Consider the following 17171-nt stretch of genomic DNA (forward strand, 5'->3'; position numbering starts at 1 on the left):
TATTTAATGGAACTTATGTTTTCGTCAGAGGATTTATTGAAAGCTAAGAAACGGCAGGATTTATTGGATATTGCTGACAAAAAAGGCATCAATCTAAAAAAGCACCTGAGAAATCTGCGCTATGAAGAAGAGTTGGAGTTGCTGCAAACGGAATTGGTGAATCTTCAGCATTGGGTGGTCAAGAAAAAGATGAGGGTTGCCGTTATTTTTGAAGGAAGGGATGCGGCTGGAAAGGGAGGTTCTATCAAGAGGTTTATAGAGCATCTAAATCCTCGTTCGGCGGGGGTTGTAGCTCTTGCAAAACCTACGGAAGTAGAGCAAGGTCAGTGGTATTTTAGGAGATACATCAAAGAATTGCCGAATGCTGGTGAAATTGTGTTTTTTGATAGAAGCTGGTACAATAGAGCTGTGGTAGAGCCCGTGATGGGCTTCTGCAATAAAAAACAGTACCATGATTTTATGAGGCAAGTCTCAGAATTTGAACACATGTTGTATGAAGATGGCGTTAAATTAATTAAATTTTGGTTTTCTATTTCTAAAGAAGAACAGCAAAGGCGTTTTAAATCAAGACTTCAAAATCCTTTGAAGGTTTGGAAATTTAGCCCTGTAGATATGAAAGGGCAAGAGCTTTGGAATGAATATACGCACTACAAAGAAGTGATGTTTTCAAAAACACATACGCCTTTTAGCCCGTGGATCATCGTAAAAACGAATGATAAGAGAACTGCTCGATTGGAAAGTATGCGGTACGTGCTTTCGCAGTTCGATTATACGGGTAAACTTAAAGCTAAAGTGTCTTTGCTTTCTGACCCAAATGTGATTTTTAGATATTATAGAGATTTGAACCAAAATATAAAATAAGTTATGTTAAAACAAGATTTATCAGAGGAGGATTTACAGATTATTAACTCAAAAATAGGATTGAAATCTTTGTTGAGTGATAAGACTGTAAATCTTGAAAAGGCTCTTCGATTGGCGAAATATGAATTGAAACTCAGAGAATTGCAGTCTGAATTGATTCAACTACAAAATTGGGCTATTGAAGGTGATAAAAAAGTAGTGATTTTATTTGAAGGAAGAGATGCTGCTGGTAAGGGGGGAGCTATTAGGAGGATTACTGCACACATTAATCCGAGATATTATCGAATATTTGCTTTACCTAAACCTACGTCAGAGGAAGAGGGGCAATGGTATTTTCAACGGTATGTGAATCGTTTGCCGAAGCCTGGCGAGATTGTTTTATTTGATAGGAGTTGGTACAATAGAGCAGTTGTAGAACCCGTCAATGGTTTTTGTACTGAGGAAGAATACCATGTTTTTATGGGGCAGGTGAATGATTTTGAAAGGATGATTATTGAGTCCGGTACTTACTTGATTAAATTTTATTTTTCGATTACGAAAGCAGAGCAGGCCAAGCGATTCAAAGACATCAAAAGTAATCCACTCAAAAAATGGAAAATGACTCCTGTGGATGAACGTGCTCAGGAACTGTGGGATGAATACACGAAATACAAGAAAAAAATGTTTGAAAAAACGCATACGGACTTTTCTCCGTGGATTATCATTGATGCAGATAAAAAAACGGAGGCGAGAGTAGCGGTTATTGAACATATTCTGAAAACTATTCCTTATCCAAAAGGCTGATTATTAAGAAAAAATAAGACTTATCTTTTTATCAACTTCGGTTTTTTAGCATTTTCTGCAATTGAAAAATTCCTACTAACACAATCGAGGGAATCCATACCCAAATAAGCTCTGATTTGAAGGCTCGCCATCCCCATTGTGTGAAAAACCTACTAATGCCTAAGGGCGAAACATTGATGGGACGAAAAGGAAAGAAATAACGCTCGGCACTGAATGGCGCAAAAAATGCACAACCTCGTCCGCCATTGGTCATGGCATCTAACAAAGCATGTGAGAAGGTGATTGCTGTAAAGAATAGACAGTATGCCCACCATTTTCGGGAGAATAGGGATAGGTTACGGTAAAAAATAAGATTGATAAAAAGGCCTAACAGAAAGGAAAAGAACAAAGAGTGGGTGAAACCTCTATGCCCAAACATACTCTCATAAGGAACGCCCATTTTGAAGCCCAAAACGTCTGCATCTGGAATGACTGCACAAAAGATGGCCAATAAGCACAATTTCCAAAAGGAATGGTTGGGGCGGACTATTTTACTACCCGCTATGGCTACTACGGCATGAGAAAAGGCGGAAGGCATTCTCTGTTATTTTAGGTTAAATTTGAAGTGAATTCTTGGCAATAGAAAAAAATAGTCAATGAGAATCTGTGATTATTTTGATTTTCATTGGCTTTAGATTGAGTATTTTTTTTTCTACTGGTCTTTCTTATTAGCAGTACTTGCAGCAGGTTTGTCCACAGTAGGCATCATGCTACTTTCTTGGTCTGAAGTAGTTTTACCATCATCGTTAGTGGGTATTTCTTCCTTTGCAGGTGTGGGATCAGGTTCTGACAATTTTGGTGAAGCATACGGAGAAGGAGAGGCAGTTGTTGCTGTTTTAGTAGGCATCATGTTTTCGGTAAGTGCCAATCCTTTGAGGTGAATCACTGTATTTTGAGGAGAGGTATTGGCTATGATGGTGACGTGTTTATCTTGCATACCAATTTTTCCAGTAGAATCAAAAGTGACTTTTACCTTGCTTCGTCCACCTGGGGGGATTGGTTCAGTAGGTACTTCTGGAATGGTGCATCCACAGGTAGAGTTGGCATCTACAATGATCAAAGGCACTTCGCCAGTATTGGTGAAATAATAGTCATGTTCTACTTTTGTACCTACTTTTACCGTTCCAAAATTGTATTCTTTTTCATCAAATTTGAATTGGGCTACTGGAGCAGCAGGCTTTTGGGGTTTTGGAGGGGTGGCGGGCATATTCATTGTAACAGCTTTCTTTTCGGTTTTTTTCTCGGCTACAATTTTTGTTTCTGTTTTCTTTTCAGCTTCCTCGTTAACTATTGCAGCCTCATTTTCATCTGCAATAGTGGCGTTTGTAGAGTCTTCAATTGCAGTAATGACTTCCTCGATTGTTACTGAATCTGTATGGTGGTTGGCTGTTGTTTCTTCAACAACGTTTGTGTTTTTTTGGGTGGTGTTATCATTTTGACAGCTGAACATGAGTAGGTTTAGTACAGCTAGGATGACAATAATGCTCAATAAATATGACTTTTTCATGACACTTTATTTTAATGTGAATTACGCTAATATAATCTATTTCAAATAATAAAACAAAAAAAGTGCCTTAAAATCCAACTAACCCCCTACCGAGTTTGATAATGCGACCTTCTTCCTTCAAAGTGTTCATCATTTTATCCAAAATGCCATTGATAAAATCTTTGCTTTTGGGAGTGCTGTAAAACTTCGATATATCTATATACTCGTTGATAGATACTTTTACAGGAATCGTTGGAAAATAGAGTAGTTCAGAAAGTGCTAATTGCAGTAAAATAACATCGATTTGTGAAACCCTTTCGAGTTCCCAATTCTTAAGTTGAGGGGTAATCAGTGCGATTAATTCTTCTTTGTATTTGAGGGTGTGCTGCAATAACTCTTTGCCAAATTGCACTTTTTCATCCCAATCACGCACCTTTCTAAGGGCTACTATTGGAGCATTATTGGAAGGGGCTTTGAAGTTTAGAATCAAGCTAGTGATAGCACTTTCGACGGCTTCATCATCGTCGACCCAATTGGTGAAATGGTCGTCCAAATAATCGCCATAAAGTTCACTCGCCTGCATGATGTCTTTAAAAAGGAATTTCAACAGTTGTTTATCTCCTTTCGTTTTTGGTTCTTCTTGGTTTATGTATTCTTGGTATTGAGGCGTTTTTACGAAAATCTTGTACAATTCTTTCACCACGTTCGGTTCAATCAAGTATTTTAGTTTTTCCGCTTTTATCCTTTGTTGAAATTCTTCATCAGTCACTATTCCTTGGATAATCTTGTTGTCCCAAAGACGAGTAGAGAGGTTTTTGTCCTCATCTGTTACCAAGTGTTTTCTAGACCTTTTGTTCTTATCTTCAGTCACATATCGAGCTATTTCTGTGAGCATTAGAACTTGATACAAAAAAAGGCGATACACATTGTCAATACTTTTCTGAAACAGATTCTGTATGCCTTGCTCAGACATCGATGAATTTTGCTGACAGGCATAAATCGCCTGTAATACTTTTATTCTTAAAGATCTTCGAGTAAGCATTTTCTTATGTTTTTATTTGTCTGTGATTTAAGCAGACAAAATACGCCTCAAAATTAGACAATTTTTTTGTTTTTAGAGGTGATTGAACAAAAAGAAAAGCAATAAATAAACCCACAAAATATCTACGAAATGCCAATAGGTTATAATCATCTTTAAATGTCGTTCTTCCTTAGGAGTCGTGAAGAACAATAATGAAGTAACTGGGTCTTGTATCTTTTTAATAGTTTGCGAATAAAAATGACCTAAAATAGCCAAGCCCACTATCACATGCAGGGCGTGAAGTGCCGAAATTAGATAAAGGTAAGAGCCATCTGGTTTTCCTGAAATGTAAATACCTCTTGTATATAAATCAAACCACCCAACGATCTGCAATACTACAAATAACACGCTGAATATCAAACTCATAAAAAGGCTTTTTTTGAGTTTTTCGGATGCGTCATTTTGATAGAAACCCAAAGCTCGCTGTATGCTAAAACTACTTGCTACAATCGCAATAGTACTGAATAAGAATGCCTTTGGAAATCGAAATTGCGACCAAGTCCAAGTACCGCTAGAAAAAAAATAGGCAACTGTCAATCCCAAAAATAGTACAGAAAGGCTGGATATAGCAAAGTAAAGCATCATCTGCAAAGGATGAATTTTTGTGAAAGATGGATCTTGATATGTATCTATTTCTGAGGATGTATTACTATGTGATTTCATGATACCTGTTATTGTATGAACGGCTATGCCGGATAGGGTTCACAACAAAATTAAGTAAGATAAGTTGATGATTTTGTGTCTGCAACTACAAATAATTCAATTTTTTTTTCACAAAAAGTGAACTTTTTCATAACCAAAATATAATCCTCCGTGTTACAACAATGAGAGTGCTTTAATTCGAGGGGCGGCTGGAATTCCTTAGGGGTAAAGAGTTTCAGTTTGCCCTTTTTTAAAAGTTTGATAATCAACACATTGATTGTCAAACTTTCTTTGCTTTAAATCAAACCTACTCTGCTCTCCTACACTTTTTCAAAAAATGTTGTTTAACTAATTTAGGATTATTGATGATTTCATAAAAATCATCCAGATATTTTATTGTATTGTTAACATATTTTTCGCTCAACAATTCTGATTCATTGTAAATAGCATAAATTGCATCTTTAGCTGCTCGAAATTCTTCAAAAGCCACTTCAAATTCTTCTGGTGTTCTGCAAAACCCTCTATACAGACGATCTCTCACCGTATTTACTGGCAACATTTCGGGTGGCAAAGCATACTCCGCATCTACAATCCCCGTCAAATCAAAATCATAAGGAATACAATAAGGCAATCCTCCAATATTGTAACAAATTTTCATATTATGATTTTCTTGTACTGACCAGTCCAAGTTTCCTATCATAAACTGAAAAATTGCCACCCGATCTGCAATTGGTTTATCGGTATTTTCAGCATGTATTTTTTTATCTTCCAGCATTTTTCCCTCCATACGTGCTGCCAGAAAGTCATCGCCTTCAATGATAAATCCATACTTTTCCATTTTTTCATTCTTGTCTTCACTATCCACATACGTCATTTTCAACAAACGAACCCTAAAACTTTTATCCGTCAATGCTTGAAATGCTTTATAAACAAAATATTCTCTCAGCACATATTCTTTGTAATTATCATCGTTGTCTTGACAATGGGCAACTAATTTTACCTTATTCTGCCCTTCAAAAATAGTTCCTTTTGACTGTTCATCATTGAAGTTGAGCCGCAAAGGAGGGAAGTTGCACATATCTTTCGACCTTCGAGAATTTCCTCTTGTTTTCACCTTCAATTCTACATTAACCGTTTTCCCTTCTTCGTTTAAATAGCTAATCGTAGCAGGATGATATTCTCTTTCTTCCCCAATGTCCTTTTTCACAGCCTTCAAATCGGTTGTGAGTGTCAATTCCAATACATCTTCGGCTTCAAAAAGTGCGTGATTAGCGGCGATTGCTTCCTCTCTGAGTGTGTTGTCTTCCGATTCTTTTTCAGATTGAACGGCAGCAGTATCTTGCGCCCATAATGGCAATCCAACAAACATCAAAAGTAGAAGCAGTGTGTTAAAGAATTTCATGCGATACTATTTTTATTAAGAATGATTTTTTAGGTTTAGAAACCAATGATGATTTCAATTTGAACTTGTTTAGACCTTCTTATCGTATTAATAGCTTAACCACCGAAAAAAGTAAACAGTTTTGGTTCTTTGACAAAATCTGTGATTTGAGATTTTGGAAGTTTGCCGCTTACAAAATCAAAAAACTATTTCGCTAAAAATTAACTTCTTATAAAATGAAACTTCCGAAGTCTTTATTGCTTCCACAAAAATTGTCACAGAACCACAGTTTTAAAAACCATACTAATTTTAAATTAAGAAAGCAACAACATAGAACTTACAGTGCCATTTTTTCATTACATTTGTTAGTGTTGCTACTATTATACTGTTATTACAAAACAAATACAAGCATGATTCAATATCCAGATTTCATGATTTATGGCGCCAATGGTTATACAGGCAGACTCGTTGCCCGCATGGCTGCCGAACGTGGAATGAAACCTCTTTTGGCAGGTCGAAACGAACAAGAACTGATGGAAATGAGCAAACAACTCAAACTTCCATATCAAATCTGTTCATTAGAAGATACGAGGGCTTTAAATGATTTGGTACTCAGCGTGAAAGTTGTTTTACACTGTGCAGGACCTTTTGAAGATACAGCCCTACCGATGATTAAAGCTTGTATCAAAAACAAGACACACTATCTCGATATAACGGGTGAAATTGCCGTTTTTGAAATGTTGGCTCAAATGAACGAACGCTTCAAAGAAGCAGATATCATGGTACTCCCTGGAGTTGGTTTTGATGTAGTTCCCTCAGATTGTTTGGCAGCCTACCTCAAAAACTGTCTTCCTACTGCAACGCACCTCACCTTGGCTTTCACCAGTGTAGGAAGCAGCATCTCGCACGGCACAGCTACGACTATGCTTCGTAGTATTGACAAAGGTGGAGCCATTCGGGAGAGGGGAGTTATAAAAGAAGTACCGAGTATCTACAAGAAGCGTAGTTTTGAATTTTGGCGAGGAGGCAAACCGCAGGAAGCAGTCACTATTCCGTGGGGTGATGTTTCTACGGCATATTACAGCACAGGCATTCCCAATATTGAAGTTTACACAGCTGTCACTCCAGCCACATTGTGGTTTATGAAAAATGCTAGTTCTATGAAATGGCTATTAAAACGTGACTTTGTGAAGCGATTTCTTCAAAAAGCGGTTGACGCTCGTCCAAGTGGTCCGACTGATCGGCAGCGAAAAAAAGCATCCAGTTTCTTATGGGGAGAAGCTACAGACAGTCAAGGTAATAAAGTGAGCGCACGATTATCAGGTCCCGAAGGTTATACCATCACCGCATTGACCGCATTGGCAAGTGTCAGACAAGTGTTGAATGGTAAATACAAAGTCGGGTTTCAAACACCTTCAAGTGCTTATGGCTATGATTTTATTATGGAAATACCAGGTATGGTACGTGAAGATGTATTGCTAAACCGTAAGATTGATATTCAGTAAGAAATCGACTTATTTATATGTTATCCACAATAAGGCAAAAACGATAAAGTCTTGTTGTCCATATCCAAAGCACACAAATGCCCCATCCCATGCCCTTCATACACACAGCCGGCATCGATATCTAAAGGAGAATCATCGTGCAGCATTTCTTCTATCAACTCATGATGTGTAGGTGTATGCCCATGCACAATCGTCCTCCCTTCAATGAGTTGAGGCTTGATGTCATCATACCAATACCTCAGCCACAACATAGCAAATTCATCTTTATATAAATCCTTCAAGTTTTCGGCATAACGAAAGTTAAATCCCGCATGAACCAACAAATAGTCGTCTAATTCAAAATAATATTGAAGGTTTTCCATAAAGTCAAAATATTTTTGAGGAATGTCTTTCCAATGTTTTACCCCAAAACTGTGCAAAGTCGCATCTCCTCCAGCCATGAGCCAACTATCAGCAGTCATAGCAGATTGAAACGAACGCAACAGCATATCTTCATGATTGCCCATCAAACAGTGTACTTGATAGCCTTTTTCTTGTAAATCCATAATCAGATCAAAAACACCTTTGCTGTCAGGACCTCTATCAATATAATCACCCAACAAATACAGCGTATCTTCTTTTTGAAGTTGAATCACCTCTGTAAGCATTTTTTCAAATGTAGCCTTACATCCGTGAATATCGGAAATTGCAAATCTTCTCATAACATTTATTAGCAATGAATGGTCAAAACTTGAGATTAAATAATATTACAAAGTAATAAAAAAACCTCAAGATGTCTAAACATCTTGAGGTTTAACTATGGCTGATCTCTAAACTTCTTATTGCAGAAAGCAATGATTCGGTCTAATTATCAGTCTTTTGCGAAAGATCTCGTTGCGATTTGCTCATAATTTTTGTTGAGCATTTTTACAAAATAAATACCCTCAGGTAATGCAGAAGCATTGATGCGGTATTTACCTCCATTTGAAGGCACAGAATAATGAGCCATTTTTCGACCAATCAAGTTATATACTTCTACATAACGTACATTGGTATCATATCCCAAATCTATTGTCAAATTGTCTCGTACAGGATTTGGATAAACCTTAATTTGACTAATCGGGTCATCTTCAATTCCTACAGTATAAGCATCTGCTGAGTAAGTCATCGTAATGTTCACATTTGAACTATCCGCAACAGCCCAAACTTGTACAATAGCAACTCCTTTTCCTTCAATTTCACTGGGTTGAAAATGAAGGTCCAATAACATAGAACCATTTGCAGGAATGGTCAAAGGTTGGGGATTGCCATTTACAAAAGGTGCCCAGCAGCTAATTGGATCACAAACTTGACTATTCCATCCATCAGGAATATTGTTCTCAATCCTTGCCCATTTTACTTCAATGGCCTGATTTGAATTGTTGTGAATCGTTGAATGAGCGACAATCTCAAACTCAGTGAGAAAGTCACCTGCCTCAACATTTACATCAGGAGAACCTGTAAGTGTTTGTGCAACAAGCGGGAAGGAGCTAACTGCAAGGAAAAGAGTAAACAAATAAGTAAGTATTTTTTTGTTCATCAGCTATAGTGTTTACGTGTTAAAAAAATAATTTATCGTGTTTAAGTAATTTAACGGGGGAATATAATGATTTGTAACCTTTTTATCACAAAAAAAACTCCAAAAAGTTCATTTTTATGTGCAAATAAAAAGACATGACATAAAAATGGCAAAATGAGTTGCATTTTCTATAATGTGTCGAGTACGCAACTCATTTTTTATAAAATTTCGTTTGAATCGCTGGTAATTAGACTTTTCAAATAGCAAGAAAGTTACTTTTGACTCAACCAAAAATTTACATTTGTGTCTATTTTTCTAATGTGTCACGACCAATTTCCTAGTACTCAAAATAGTATTGTCGGTCTTCAATTGGTAAACGTAGATGCCATTTTGAAGGTGGGCTGTAGGAAGTTGAATTTGTTTGCTACCTGCTACAACTGTTTGTTCCATGACTTTTTTACCTGCCGCATCCATCAATATAAGTGTTAAATCACGATTGATATTTGTCACATCAATTTTTGTGAATTGGTTACTCGGATTAGGGTAATTTTGTCCTATCCCAATATTGGAAAGAGCCTCATCGAAAGCTATATCTGTCGTCATACCATGAAACCAATCATGCGTTGCTTTCATAAATGCATTGCGGTTTTCTTCAGTACCCATCATTTCTAAACCAATTCCTACATATACCATTTTGTAAACGCCTGTATTGGCTTTGATTCCTGCAATTTTGGAAGACGAATTGTTGTAGTTAAAAATGGGTGTAGCAAATTGACTGCTTGGGTCGGGTTTGATTTGGTCAGGATAAAAACTGCCGCTGTAATAATCAATAATGGAAGCATTAATTAAGTGTCCGAAGTCTTCATCACCTGACACAGGGGTTAAAACAGAGTTAGAACCATTACCATCTGCTACAAATTCAGCGTGCAAATAATTGCGGAAGAAAGAACGGGCAAGCGGTGTGCTGTATGGAGAATTATCCCCCTCTACTTCCCATCCAATGTCTTGCCCCATAATCAATAAATTGACTCCAGCATCCATTCTGTTCATGAGCATAAACAAAAAATCTTGGTTTAAGGCAGGAAAGGTCCACCCTACATTGAAGTAAACGTTTTCCATTCCATTCAATGCTTGAAAGGTGACCCCATCAATAAACGCTTTTTTGCTGATTCGCCCAAACCCTTCGCTTCCTGCAAAAGCCAATCCTTCGTTAAATTCAGGTCCCCAAGCAGGATTGGTGGCATTATCTACAATTACATCTTTGACTCCATTGTTCACAAAGTAGGTAATCTTCATTGGGTAAACGAGCGGTGCATCTGCTAAAGTAATCGTTAATTCATATCGAGCCAATGCTTTTGTCGCACCTGCTACTACTTTGATACCCAAGTTTGAAAGTACATTTCCTTCAAAAGGTAGTTGTGCAAAATCAATCGGCAAATCCAAGTCGCCAATGACCATAGAAGCAGACCAATCATCAGGTGCGTCAGTGGTTAGGCTGAATTGAAGGTTGCTCAAAGACTTGTAGAGCGTTTGCATCGAACCTGCAAAAGATGCCGTTTCCCCTGCATTTACCTGTTTGATATTTGCCCATTCAAAGGAAGTGTGCTGAACAGGAATGTCAATGCTCGAACCAGAGTTGAGTACTTCTTTGGTGCTGTTATTTTGCACAAATGCCAATATATACAATTGGTCAACATTCCATTCTTCTTGAGTAGTGTATGAATAAGAAAAATTGGTAGATTCTCCAATTGCAGCAGCTTCAAAACTTTCTCCACTCATGCTGGTAAGCATTTTGCGGAAAACATTTGGAAAATCTCTTTCTCCATTGGAGCCGGGAGCAGAACTATAATTGATCATCTTTTCTACGACTGCTACTCGAATAACCCAATTCCCGCTTGGAACTGCGCCATGAGTAGTGACAGAAATATTGGCTATTCCTTCGGTATCTGTCAATCTTTCTTGTTCAACAGAAATGCTGATTGGACTGGTTTGAGATACAATGTTATCAATATCTACTTGTGTCACATTTGCAGGACTTTTGCTATCACCCCCATTGGTGTACATATCAGGTACTCCTGTCACTCCATAGTACGAAACACGATTGGTCGGTTCGCTTGGATTGTGTTGATACATAGGGTCGAAGCCAGGCCATGAGGTGTGATAAGCTATATGGTGTGCAGTTGTTTCGTTTTGTCCATACAATGCTTGAAAAGCAGGATTTTGTTCTGCACACGGACCACAAGAAGCCTGTGTAAAATGCTCAAAAAGGACATATTTTTTTGCCCCTTGAGCATTTGCAGCAAGGGTACTAACAAATAATAACAAGAGGATGGGTAGTATATTTTTCATACAAAAAATTGTGGGAGTTAAAAATTGTGTGTTACTTTGATTTTGTTGGTCAATGTAGCGACAAAATTAATAGAGATACGTCTAATATTAGCCTATTGTCTAAACTTTTTTGGTATTTTTGGCGACACAGAGGAACATAAATTCTTTACACAAAATATTTAACATGAAACGAATGACAAAATCATTACAATTATTTGCCCTCTTCTTGCTTTTGGGGTTTTCATCTCCAATTTTTGCTCAATGCAGCGAGTTTGAAACAGAGGTGATTTTGATTTTAAATAGCGACAGCTACGGTAATGAAATGTACTGGGAAGTGGAACTTCAAGGTTTCATTATTGCGTCAGGCGGTTGTGAAGACATCAAACCTGGTGGCAAACGTCTTCAAGCTGCTTTAGCAGGCTGTGAAGGAGTATATTCATCTGGCTCTTTTGCAGAGTCTATTTGTATTCCTTCTGGTTTAGAAGTTACTTTTACTATGTATGACGACTATGGTGATGGTATCTGTTGTAGTTTTGGAGATGGTTCTTATGAAATATTAGGTGCAGACCCACCCGTAAGCGGAGGAGCTTTTGGAAATTCTATGTCGCATACTTTCAAACCTGTAGGAATTTCTCCAAGAACAGATGTAGCAATGCGTTCTATCACAGTAGGCAATTCAAGTTATTTGGTCGAAGGCCCTACTGCTATTACTGGCTCATTTGAAAACTTGGGTACAACTACGGTAAATTCCGTAGTCCTCAATTGGCAAATTGATGGAGGCAATGTTTACAAAGAAACTGTAAGTGGTTTAGATATCGCTCCTTATTCTTTTAGCGAAATTGATTTTACACACCTTACTCAGTGGTCTGCTGTTGCGGGGCAACATGATTTGAAGGTATGGGTTTCAAAGGTAAACGGATTTGCAGATGATGATGCAAGCAACAATTCTTTGAATAAAAACTTGAATATTTTAGATCAGGTTACTGAAAATGATGTTGTGATAGAACACTTTACACAGGCATCTTGTGGTCCTTGTGCTGTAAGAAACCCCGCTTTTGATGCCATGCTTGAAGAAAACCGCTTTAGAGTAGCTCCTATCAAGTACCATACCTCATGGCCAGGTGTTGATCCGATGTACAATCAAAATACAGTTGAACCTAGTGACCGTGTTGGTTACTATGGAGTATCAGGTGTACCGAGTGCTTTTTTGAATGGTTCAACTGAGGCAGCTATTTTGCCTGCTGATGCAGATAACATCATTGCGATGAGTCAAGAATCTACTCAATTTGTGATTGAGTTGAACGAAAGTATGATGCCTTTGGGTACAGGTGCAAATATCAATGTTAAAATTACTGCGAAAAACGATATCAACAACAACAATCTGGTAGCTCATGTAGTAGTTGTTGAAGATATGGTATCTTATGATTCTCCTCCAGGTTCCAATGGAGAAAAAGACTTTCCACAGGTAATGCGTAAAATGTTCCCAGGTTCTGGTGGAACTGCAATTCCTGCACAAACAGCTGGAATGGAGAATGAATTGAGTTTCTCATATGACTATCCTTCTTTTGTAGATCCTTCTTTGTTGAGAACAGTGGTGTTTATTCAGAATAGAACTACGAAGCAGATTCTTCAAGGATACAATTCTACTGGTCAGACAGGTACGAATGTAGAAAGCAATGTGAAAGGTGGTGAAATCAAAGGTTTGGGAGTGACTGTTGCAGTACAAGACGAACTTTGCCCTGGTGCCAACACTGGGTCTATTACTGTTGAAGCAACACAAGCTCAAGGCGTTTATGCAGTTGTTTGGGACAATATTATGAGTACCAGCAATACTGTGTCTGACCTAAGCCCCGGTGTATATAGTTTCACTGTAATCGATGAAATGGGTACACAAGAACAATATGCTGTACAATTGTCTTTAGGAGAAGGTCCTGATGCTCGATTTGAAGCTCCTGAAGAATTCTGTATCGAAGATGGCAAAATTATCTTTGAGGTTATGGGCATTGAAGGAGGAATATTTGCGATTGATGGCGTGAATATTGAAGGAAGCGAATGGAATCCAGGTAAAGCTGGTGAATACACTGTTTCTTATTCAGTAGAGATAGATGGATGTTCTAATTCAATTGAAAAACAAGTGAAAGTTATAGACATGATTGATGCTGAATGGAGTACGGAGGGTGAGGTACTTGAGTTTTGCCAAAGCGATTTACCCCTTCAATTGATGCCTATGAGTCAAGATGGTATTTGGACAACAACTGGAAACAGTAGCGTTGAAGTGACCGATGAAGGTGCAATGTTCACAGCAGGTGTAGGTAGTCAGCCATTGGGTGTTTTTGCAGTGACTTATGCTGGTTGTGGTGGTTCTGTTACCAAAAATGTGACTGTCTATAAAGAACCCGCTGCAACGATTACTGCAACACCTAATATCTCTATTTGTGCAAGTGATGAAGCAACTGGTATCAACTTACAAGGTATTCCTGCTTTCTGTGGTTGTACCTTGACCTTCAATGTATATGACGAAGCCAACAACCTTGTATATGAAGGTACAAACGAGAACACAGATATGTTCTATCCTGCCAAATACATTGCTAATGATGCAGAAGGCGTACACAAATTTTATGCAACTTCTGTGAATGGTTTGTGTGAAGGACCAAGAAGAGAATTGACTGTTACGGCAACTGCTGCTCCTGTTGTCAATTTTGAGTCGGTGATTCATATTGAAGAAGGTACAAGCACTATTTTGGATGCAACCAACGAAGGGGCTACTTATGTTTGGTCAAATGGTGCTAATACACCAACCATTGAAGTGAGCGAAATGGGTACGTATTCTGTGGAGATTACTGGCGCAAATGGTTGTGTAACCAATGCAGATGTAACCGTTGATTTTGCAGTGGGAATTGAAGACCTCGACCAACCTACTTTATCAAGAGCTTATCCAAATCCTGCAAACCAATATACTATCATCGAATTGGTAAACATCACCGAAGATTTACAACTACAAATCAGAGATTTGGCTGGTCGTTTGATTATGAGACGTGATGTGGACAGTGGAACAACTCAAATTGAAGTGAAAACCAATGGTTTGGCAGAAGGTACTTACCTTTACCAATTGAGCAAAGACAACACAGTTCTTTCTACTCAAAAAATCGTGGTAATTCATTAATTATAGTGATTGGTAATCAGTGACAGGTTCATTGATTATTAGTTTCAAACCCCCTTATTGCTGCAATGGCAGTAAGGGGGTTTTATTTTATAGGCCATTTTTCATTTTGTCTGTTTAACTTTGTCCTTTTTCTTCATTTTTTAACAAAGACATGCCGATACAAACAAAACCCTTCGATTTTTGGGGAGGAGAAACGCTATTGATAGACAAACCTTTGAAGTGGACATCTTTTGATGTAGTGAACAAATTGAGGATCGCCATTTCGCAAATACACACGCCCAGAAAAAAAGTAAAAGTAGGTCATGCAGGAACTTTAGACCCTTTGGCAACAGGCTTGTTGATTGTTTGTACAGGTAAAAACACAAAGACAATCAATGAACTGCAAGCCTTAACTAAAGAATACACTGGTACTTTTACTTTAGGAGCAACACGTCCCTCTTATGATATGGAAACCGAAATTGACCAAACTTTTGACATCAGCAACATTACCGAACAGGCTGTAGGGCAGGCAACTGAATCTTTCATAGGTGTGATTGAGCAGTTCCCTCCCATTTTTTCGGCCATAAAAGTAGATGGCAAACGTTTGTATTTATCTGCAAGAAAAGGGCAGGAAGTAGAGTTGAAGGCGAGAACTATTGAAATACACGAATTTGAGATTACCAAAATAGAATTGCCTGACGTTCATTTTCGGATTCATTGCGGCAAAGGTACTTACATCAGAAGCATTGCCTATGATTTTGGGAAGGCTCTCAACAATGGTGCTTATTTGTCTTCCTTGCGGCGTACAAAAATTGGAGAACACAACATTTTGGATGCGTGGGAATTGGAAACATTGATTGCCAAAATTAAAGAGATAACAAGCGAAAATGGAGAATCTGAAAAATAAAAAACAAATGCAAACCCAACAATAGTTCGTGATAATTTTATGTATAAAAATTATCTTTCGATTATCATTTTTTGAAAAATCGAGTAATTATTTGATTAATTAGAGTTCTAAACTTCGGGAATTTTCCCTAAAATGGTCAAAGTTATGCGACCATGGGGTAAATTTTGCCCAAATTTCTAACCTTCTTACGAGCCTTTTGAATTATTGGGCTGTTCGGGGCAATCCCACACTCCTTAATTATTATATCCATCATCAAATCATTGAACATCTGGGTTTTAATATCCCTCATTGAGAAAGGTTTTCTTTGTTCAATGGGCTTGTTGAGATGAAAGGCTGCTTTGGCTAAGGAAACAGTAGTCAAAGAAGTATTGAAATGAAAGTCAAGTTTATCTTCATCTCTGCTTTGACAATGCTCCAATCCTGTAAACTGCTTGGCATCTCTATAAAGCAACTCAATTTGAAATCTCATTTTGTATAGAAGGAAAATCGTTACACCTGATAACTGCAAATCTGTGGAACAGAAAAGTTTATAAGATTTCATTTCTCCTTGGTCATCTAATTTATACTGTACCACTACCTTTATGAAACGTTTAAGTGCTTTAGAGTACACGACTCCTTCATAGAGTTCATAGTTTTCTTGCTTGTCTTTGTCTTGTTGTGCCAAACACCGAGTAAAATAAGCCTCATTTAGATTTTTTGGGTCAAATTTACCTGCCCACTTCGTTTTCGGACCTCGTCTCTTAGGGTGTGGTCTCACATAAGGGTATATCAAATCTGCATCATCCCTTAAACGACTAATTATCTCTAAACCAGCATCATATACTGTACTTACAAAAGGTTCTCGTGAAAAAAAGGCATCCACCACTAAATACTTGGAAATCTGCAAAATCTCTGATATGTGACTCACAACCAAATACGCATAATATCCTAATAAGCTTCCATACTGTTCTTTATCAAAAAAAGTTTGGTCTGCCCGATAATGCAAAGCGGTGTTTTGGTCTATATCTATACCTGCAAAGCCTCCTATTTCTAAGCCCCAAATAGCACGGTTCGCACAACCTGACCAAAAATAGCCTCCACCAGGAGTATGTTTACCCGATTTACGAATGTAACTTGGGTCAAAAGCAACTGCACAATCCTCTGAAAAATACTCTTTTATCAATGCTGTATTAAACGAACTAAAATCAAAATCATAAGAATAGTTATTTCTATAAGTGCTTTCATTTTTTCCGCCATAACGTGCCATATTTAGAAAATTATGACGACCTCGAAGCTGACACTGTAGCTTGAAATTATGGCTAAAAAATCTCGTTTCCACTTGTTTAAATCAGGCATTTGCTCTAATGTTGTATCGATGAGTTTCTCGAAGCTCATAGGTAAAAGTCTTTTTTTTATGTTTGGTAATCATTTAATATAAGACTTTTACCTTTCTTTGAAAAATTACACGCATAGATTATACGTAGTTTTACCACGAACTAT

At 37.7% G+C, this 17171-nt stretch carries 14 protein-coding genes; 5 read left to right on the top strand and 9 right to left on the bottom strand.

The features are described 5' to 3' along the window. Nucleotides 1–6 precede the first annotated feature (6 nt). Nucleotides 7–861, top strand: coding sequence for a polyphosphate kinase 2 (ppk2, locus tag R3E32_15650; protein ID MEZ4886169.1), 855 nt, complete (start codon nt 7–9; stop codon nt 859–861). A gap of 3 nt (nt 862–864) precedes the next feature. Beyond that, entirely contained in the window at nt 865–1644 is a 780-nt protein-coding gene (gene ppk2, locus R3E32_15655; GenBank protein MEZ4886170.1) for a polyphosphate kinase 2, read from the top strand. A 31-nt stretch (nt 1645–1675) separates the two neighbouring features. On the opposite strand, the gene R3E32_15660 is transcribed toward ppk2 (R3E32_15655), so the two are convergent. The 5 genes from R3E32_15660 to R3E32_15680 all read right to left on the bottom strand — a co-directional run bounded on the left by R3E32_15660 (nt 1676) and on the right by R3E32_15680 (nt 6294). Then, complete coding sequence (locus tag R3E32_15660; protein MEZ4886171.1) at nt 1676–2221, bottom strand: metal-dependent hydrolase; 546 nt, start codon at nt 2219–2221, stop codon at nt 1676–1678. 114 nt (nt 2222–2335) lie between these two features. Continuing rightward, complete coding sequence (locus tag R3E32_15665) at nt 2336–3190, bottom strand: DUF1573 domain-containing protein (GenBank protein ID MEZ4886172.1); 855 nt, start codon at nt 3188–3190, stop codon at nt 2336–2338. A gap of 67 nt (nt 3191–3257) precedes the next feature. Then, nucleotides 3258–4211, bottom strand: coding sequence for a transcription antitermination factor NusB (nusB, locus tag R3E32_15670; GenBank protein MEZ4886173.1), 954 nt, complete (start codon nt 4209–4211; stop codon nt 3258–3260). Between the two features lie 72 nt (nt 4212–4283). Beyond that, a complete protein-coding gene (locus R3E32_15675) occupies nt 4284–4913 on the bottom strand; it encodes a cytochrome c oxidase subunit 3 (GenBank protein ID MEZ4886174.1) in 630 nt (209 codons plus the stop codon). 286 nt (nt 4914–5199) lie between these two features. Continuing rightward, nucleotides 5200–6294, bottom strand: a complete 1095-nt coding sequence (locus tag R3E32_15680) for a hypothetical protein (protein MEZ4886175.1) — start codon at nt 6292–6294, stop codon at nt 5200–5202. Between the two features lie 389 nt (nt 6295–6683). Between R3E32_15680 and R3E32_15685 the strand changes: the two genes are divergently transcribed. Next, nucleotides 6684–7778, top strand: coding sequence for a saccharopine dehydrogenase NADP-binding domain-containing protein (locus tag R3E32_15685; GenBank protein ID MEZ4886176.1), 1095 nt, complete (start codon nt 6684–6686; stop codon nt 7776–7778). Between the two features lie 20 nt (nt 7779–7798). Here the strand turns inward: R3E32_15685 and R3E32_15690 are convergent, their stop codons facing one another. The 3 genes from R3E32_15690 to R3E32_15700 all read right to left on the bottom strand — a co-directional run bounded on the left by R3E32_15690 (nt 7799) and on the right by R3E32_15700 (nt 11664). Next, nucleotides 7799–8479: a metallophosphoesterase family protein gene (locus R3E32_15690; GenBank protein MEZ4886177.1), complete on the bottom strand. Its 681-nt coding sequence runs from the start codon at nt 8477–8479 to the stop codon at nt 7799–7801. 149 nt (nt 8480–8628) lie between these two features. Continuing rightward, nucleotides 8629–9336: a T9SS type A sorting domain-containing protein gene (locus tag R3E32_15695; GenBank protein MEZ4886178.1), complete on the bottom strand. Its 708-nt coding sequence runs from the start codon at nt 9334–9336 to the stop codon at nt 8629–8631. A 294-nt stretch (nt 9337–9630) separates the two neighbouring features. Beyond that, nucleotides 9631–11664: an Omp28-related outer membrane protein gene (locus R3E32_15700; GenBank protein ID MEZ4886179.1), complete on the bottom strand. Its 2034-nt coding sequence runs from the start codon at nt 11662–11664 to the stop codon at nt 9631–9633. A gap of 163 nt (nt 11665–11827) precedes the next feature. Between R3E32_15700 and R3E32_15705 the strand changes: the two genes are divergently transcribed. Together R3E32_15705 and truB are read left to right on the top strand one after the other, a co-directional pair. Continuing rightward, complete coding sequence (locus tag R3E32_15705) at nt 11828–14806, top strand: T9SS type A sorting domain-containing protein (protein MEZ4886180.1); 2979 nt, start codon at nt 11828–11830, stop codon at nt 14804–14806. Nucleotides 14807–14957: 151 nt separating this feature from the next. Beyond that, nucleotides 14958–15692, top strand: coding sequence for a tRNA pseudouridine(55) synthase TruB (gene truB, locus R3E32_15710; protein ID MEZ4886181.1), 735 nt, complete (start codon nt 14958–14960; stop codon nt 15690–15692). A 142-nt stretch (nt 15693–15834) separates the two neighbouring features. Here truB and R3E32_15715 read toward each other — a convergent pair whose 3' ends face one another. Beyond that, a complete protein-coding gene (locus R3E32_15715; protein MEZ4886182.1) occupies nt 15835–16938 on the bottom strand; it encodes a transposase in 1104 nt (367 codons plus the stop codon). Nucleotides 16939–17171 lie beyond the last annotated feature (233 nt).

Source organism: Chitinophagales bacterium (assembly GCA_041392475.1).
In the GTDB taxonomy this organism is placed as follows: Bacteria; Bacteroidota; Bacteroidia; order Chitinophagales; family UBA2359; genus JAUHXA01.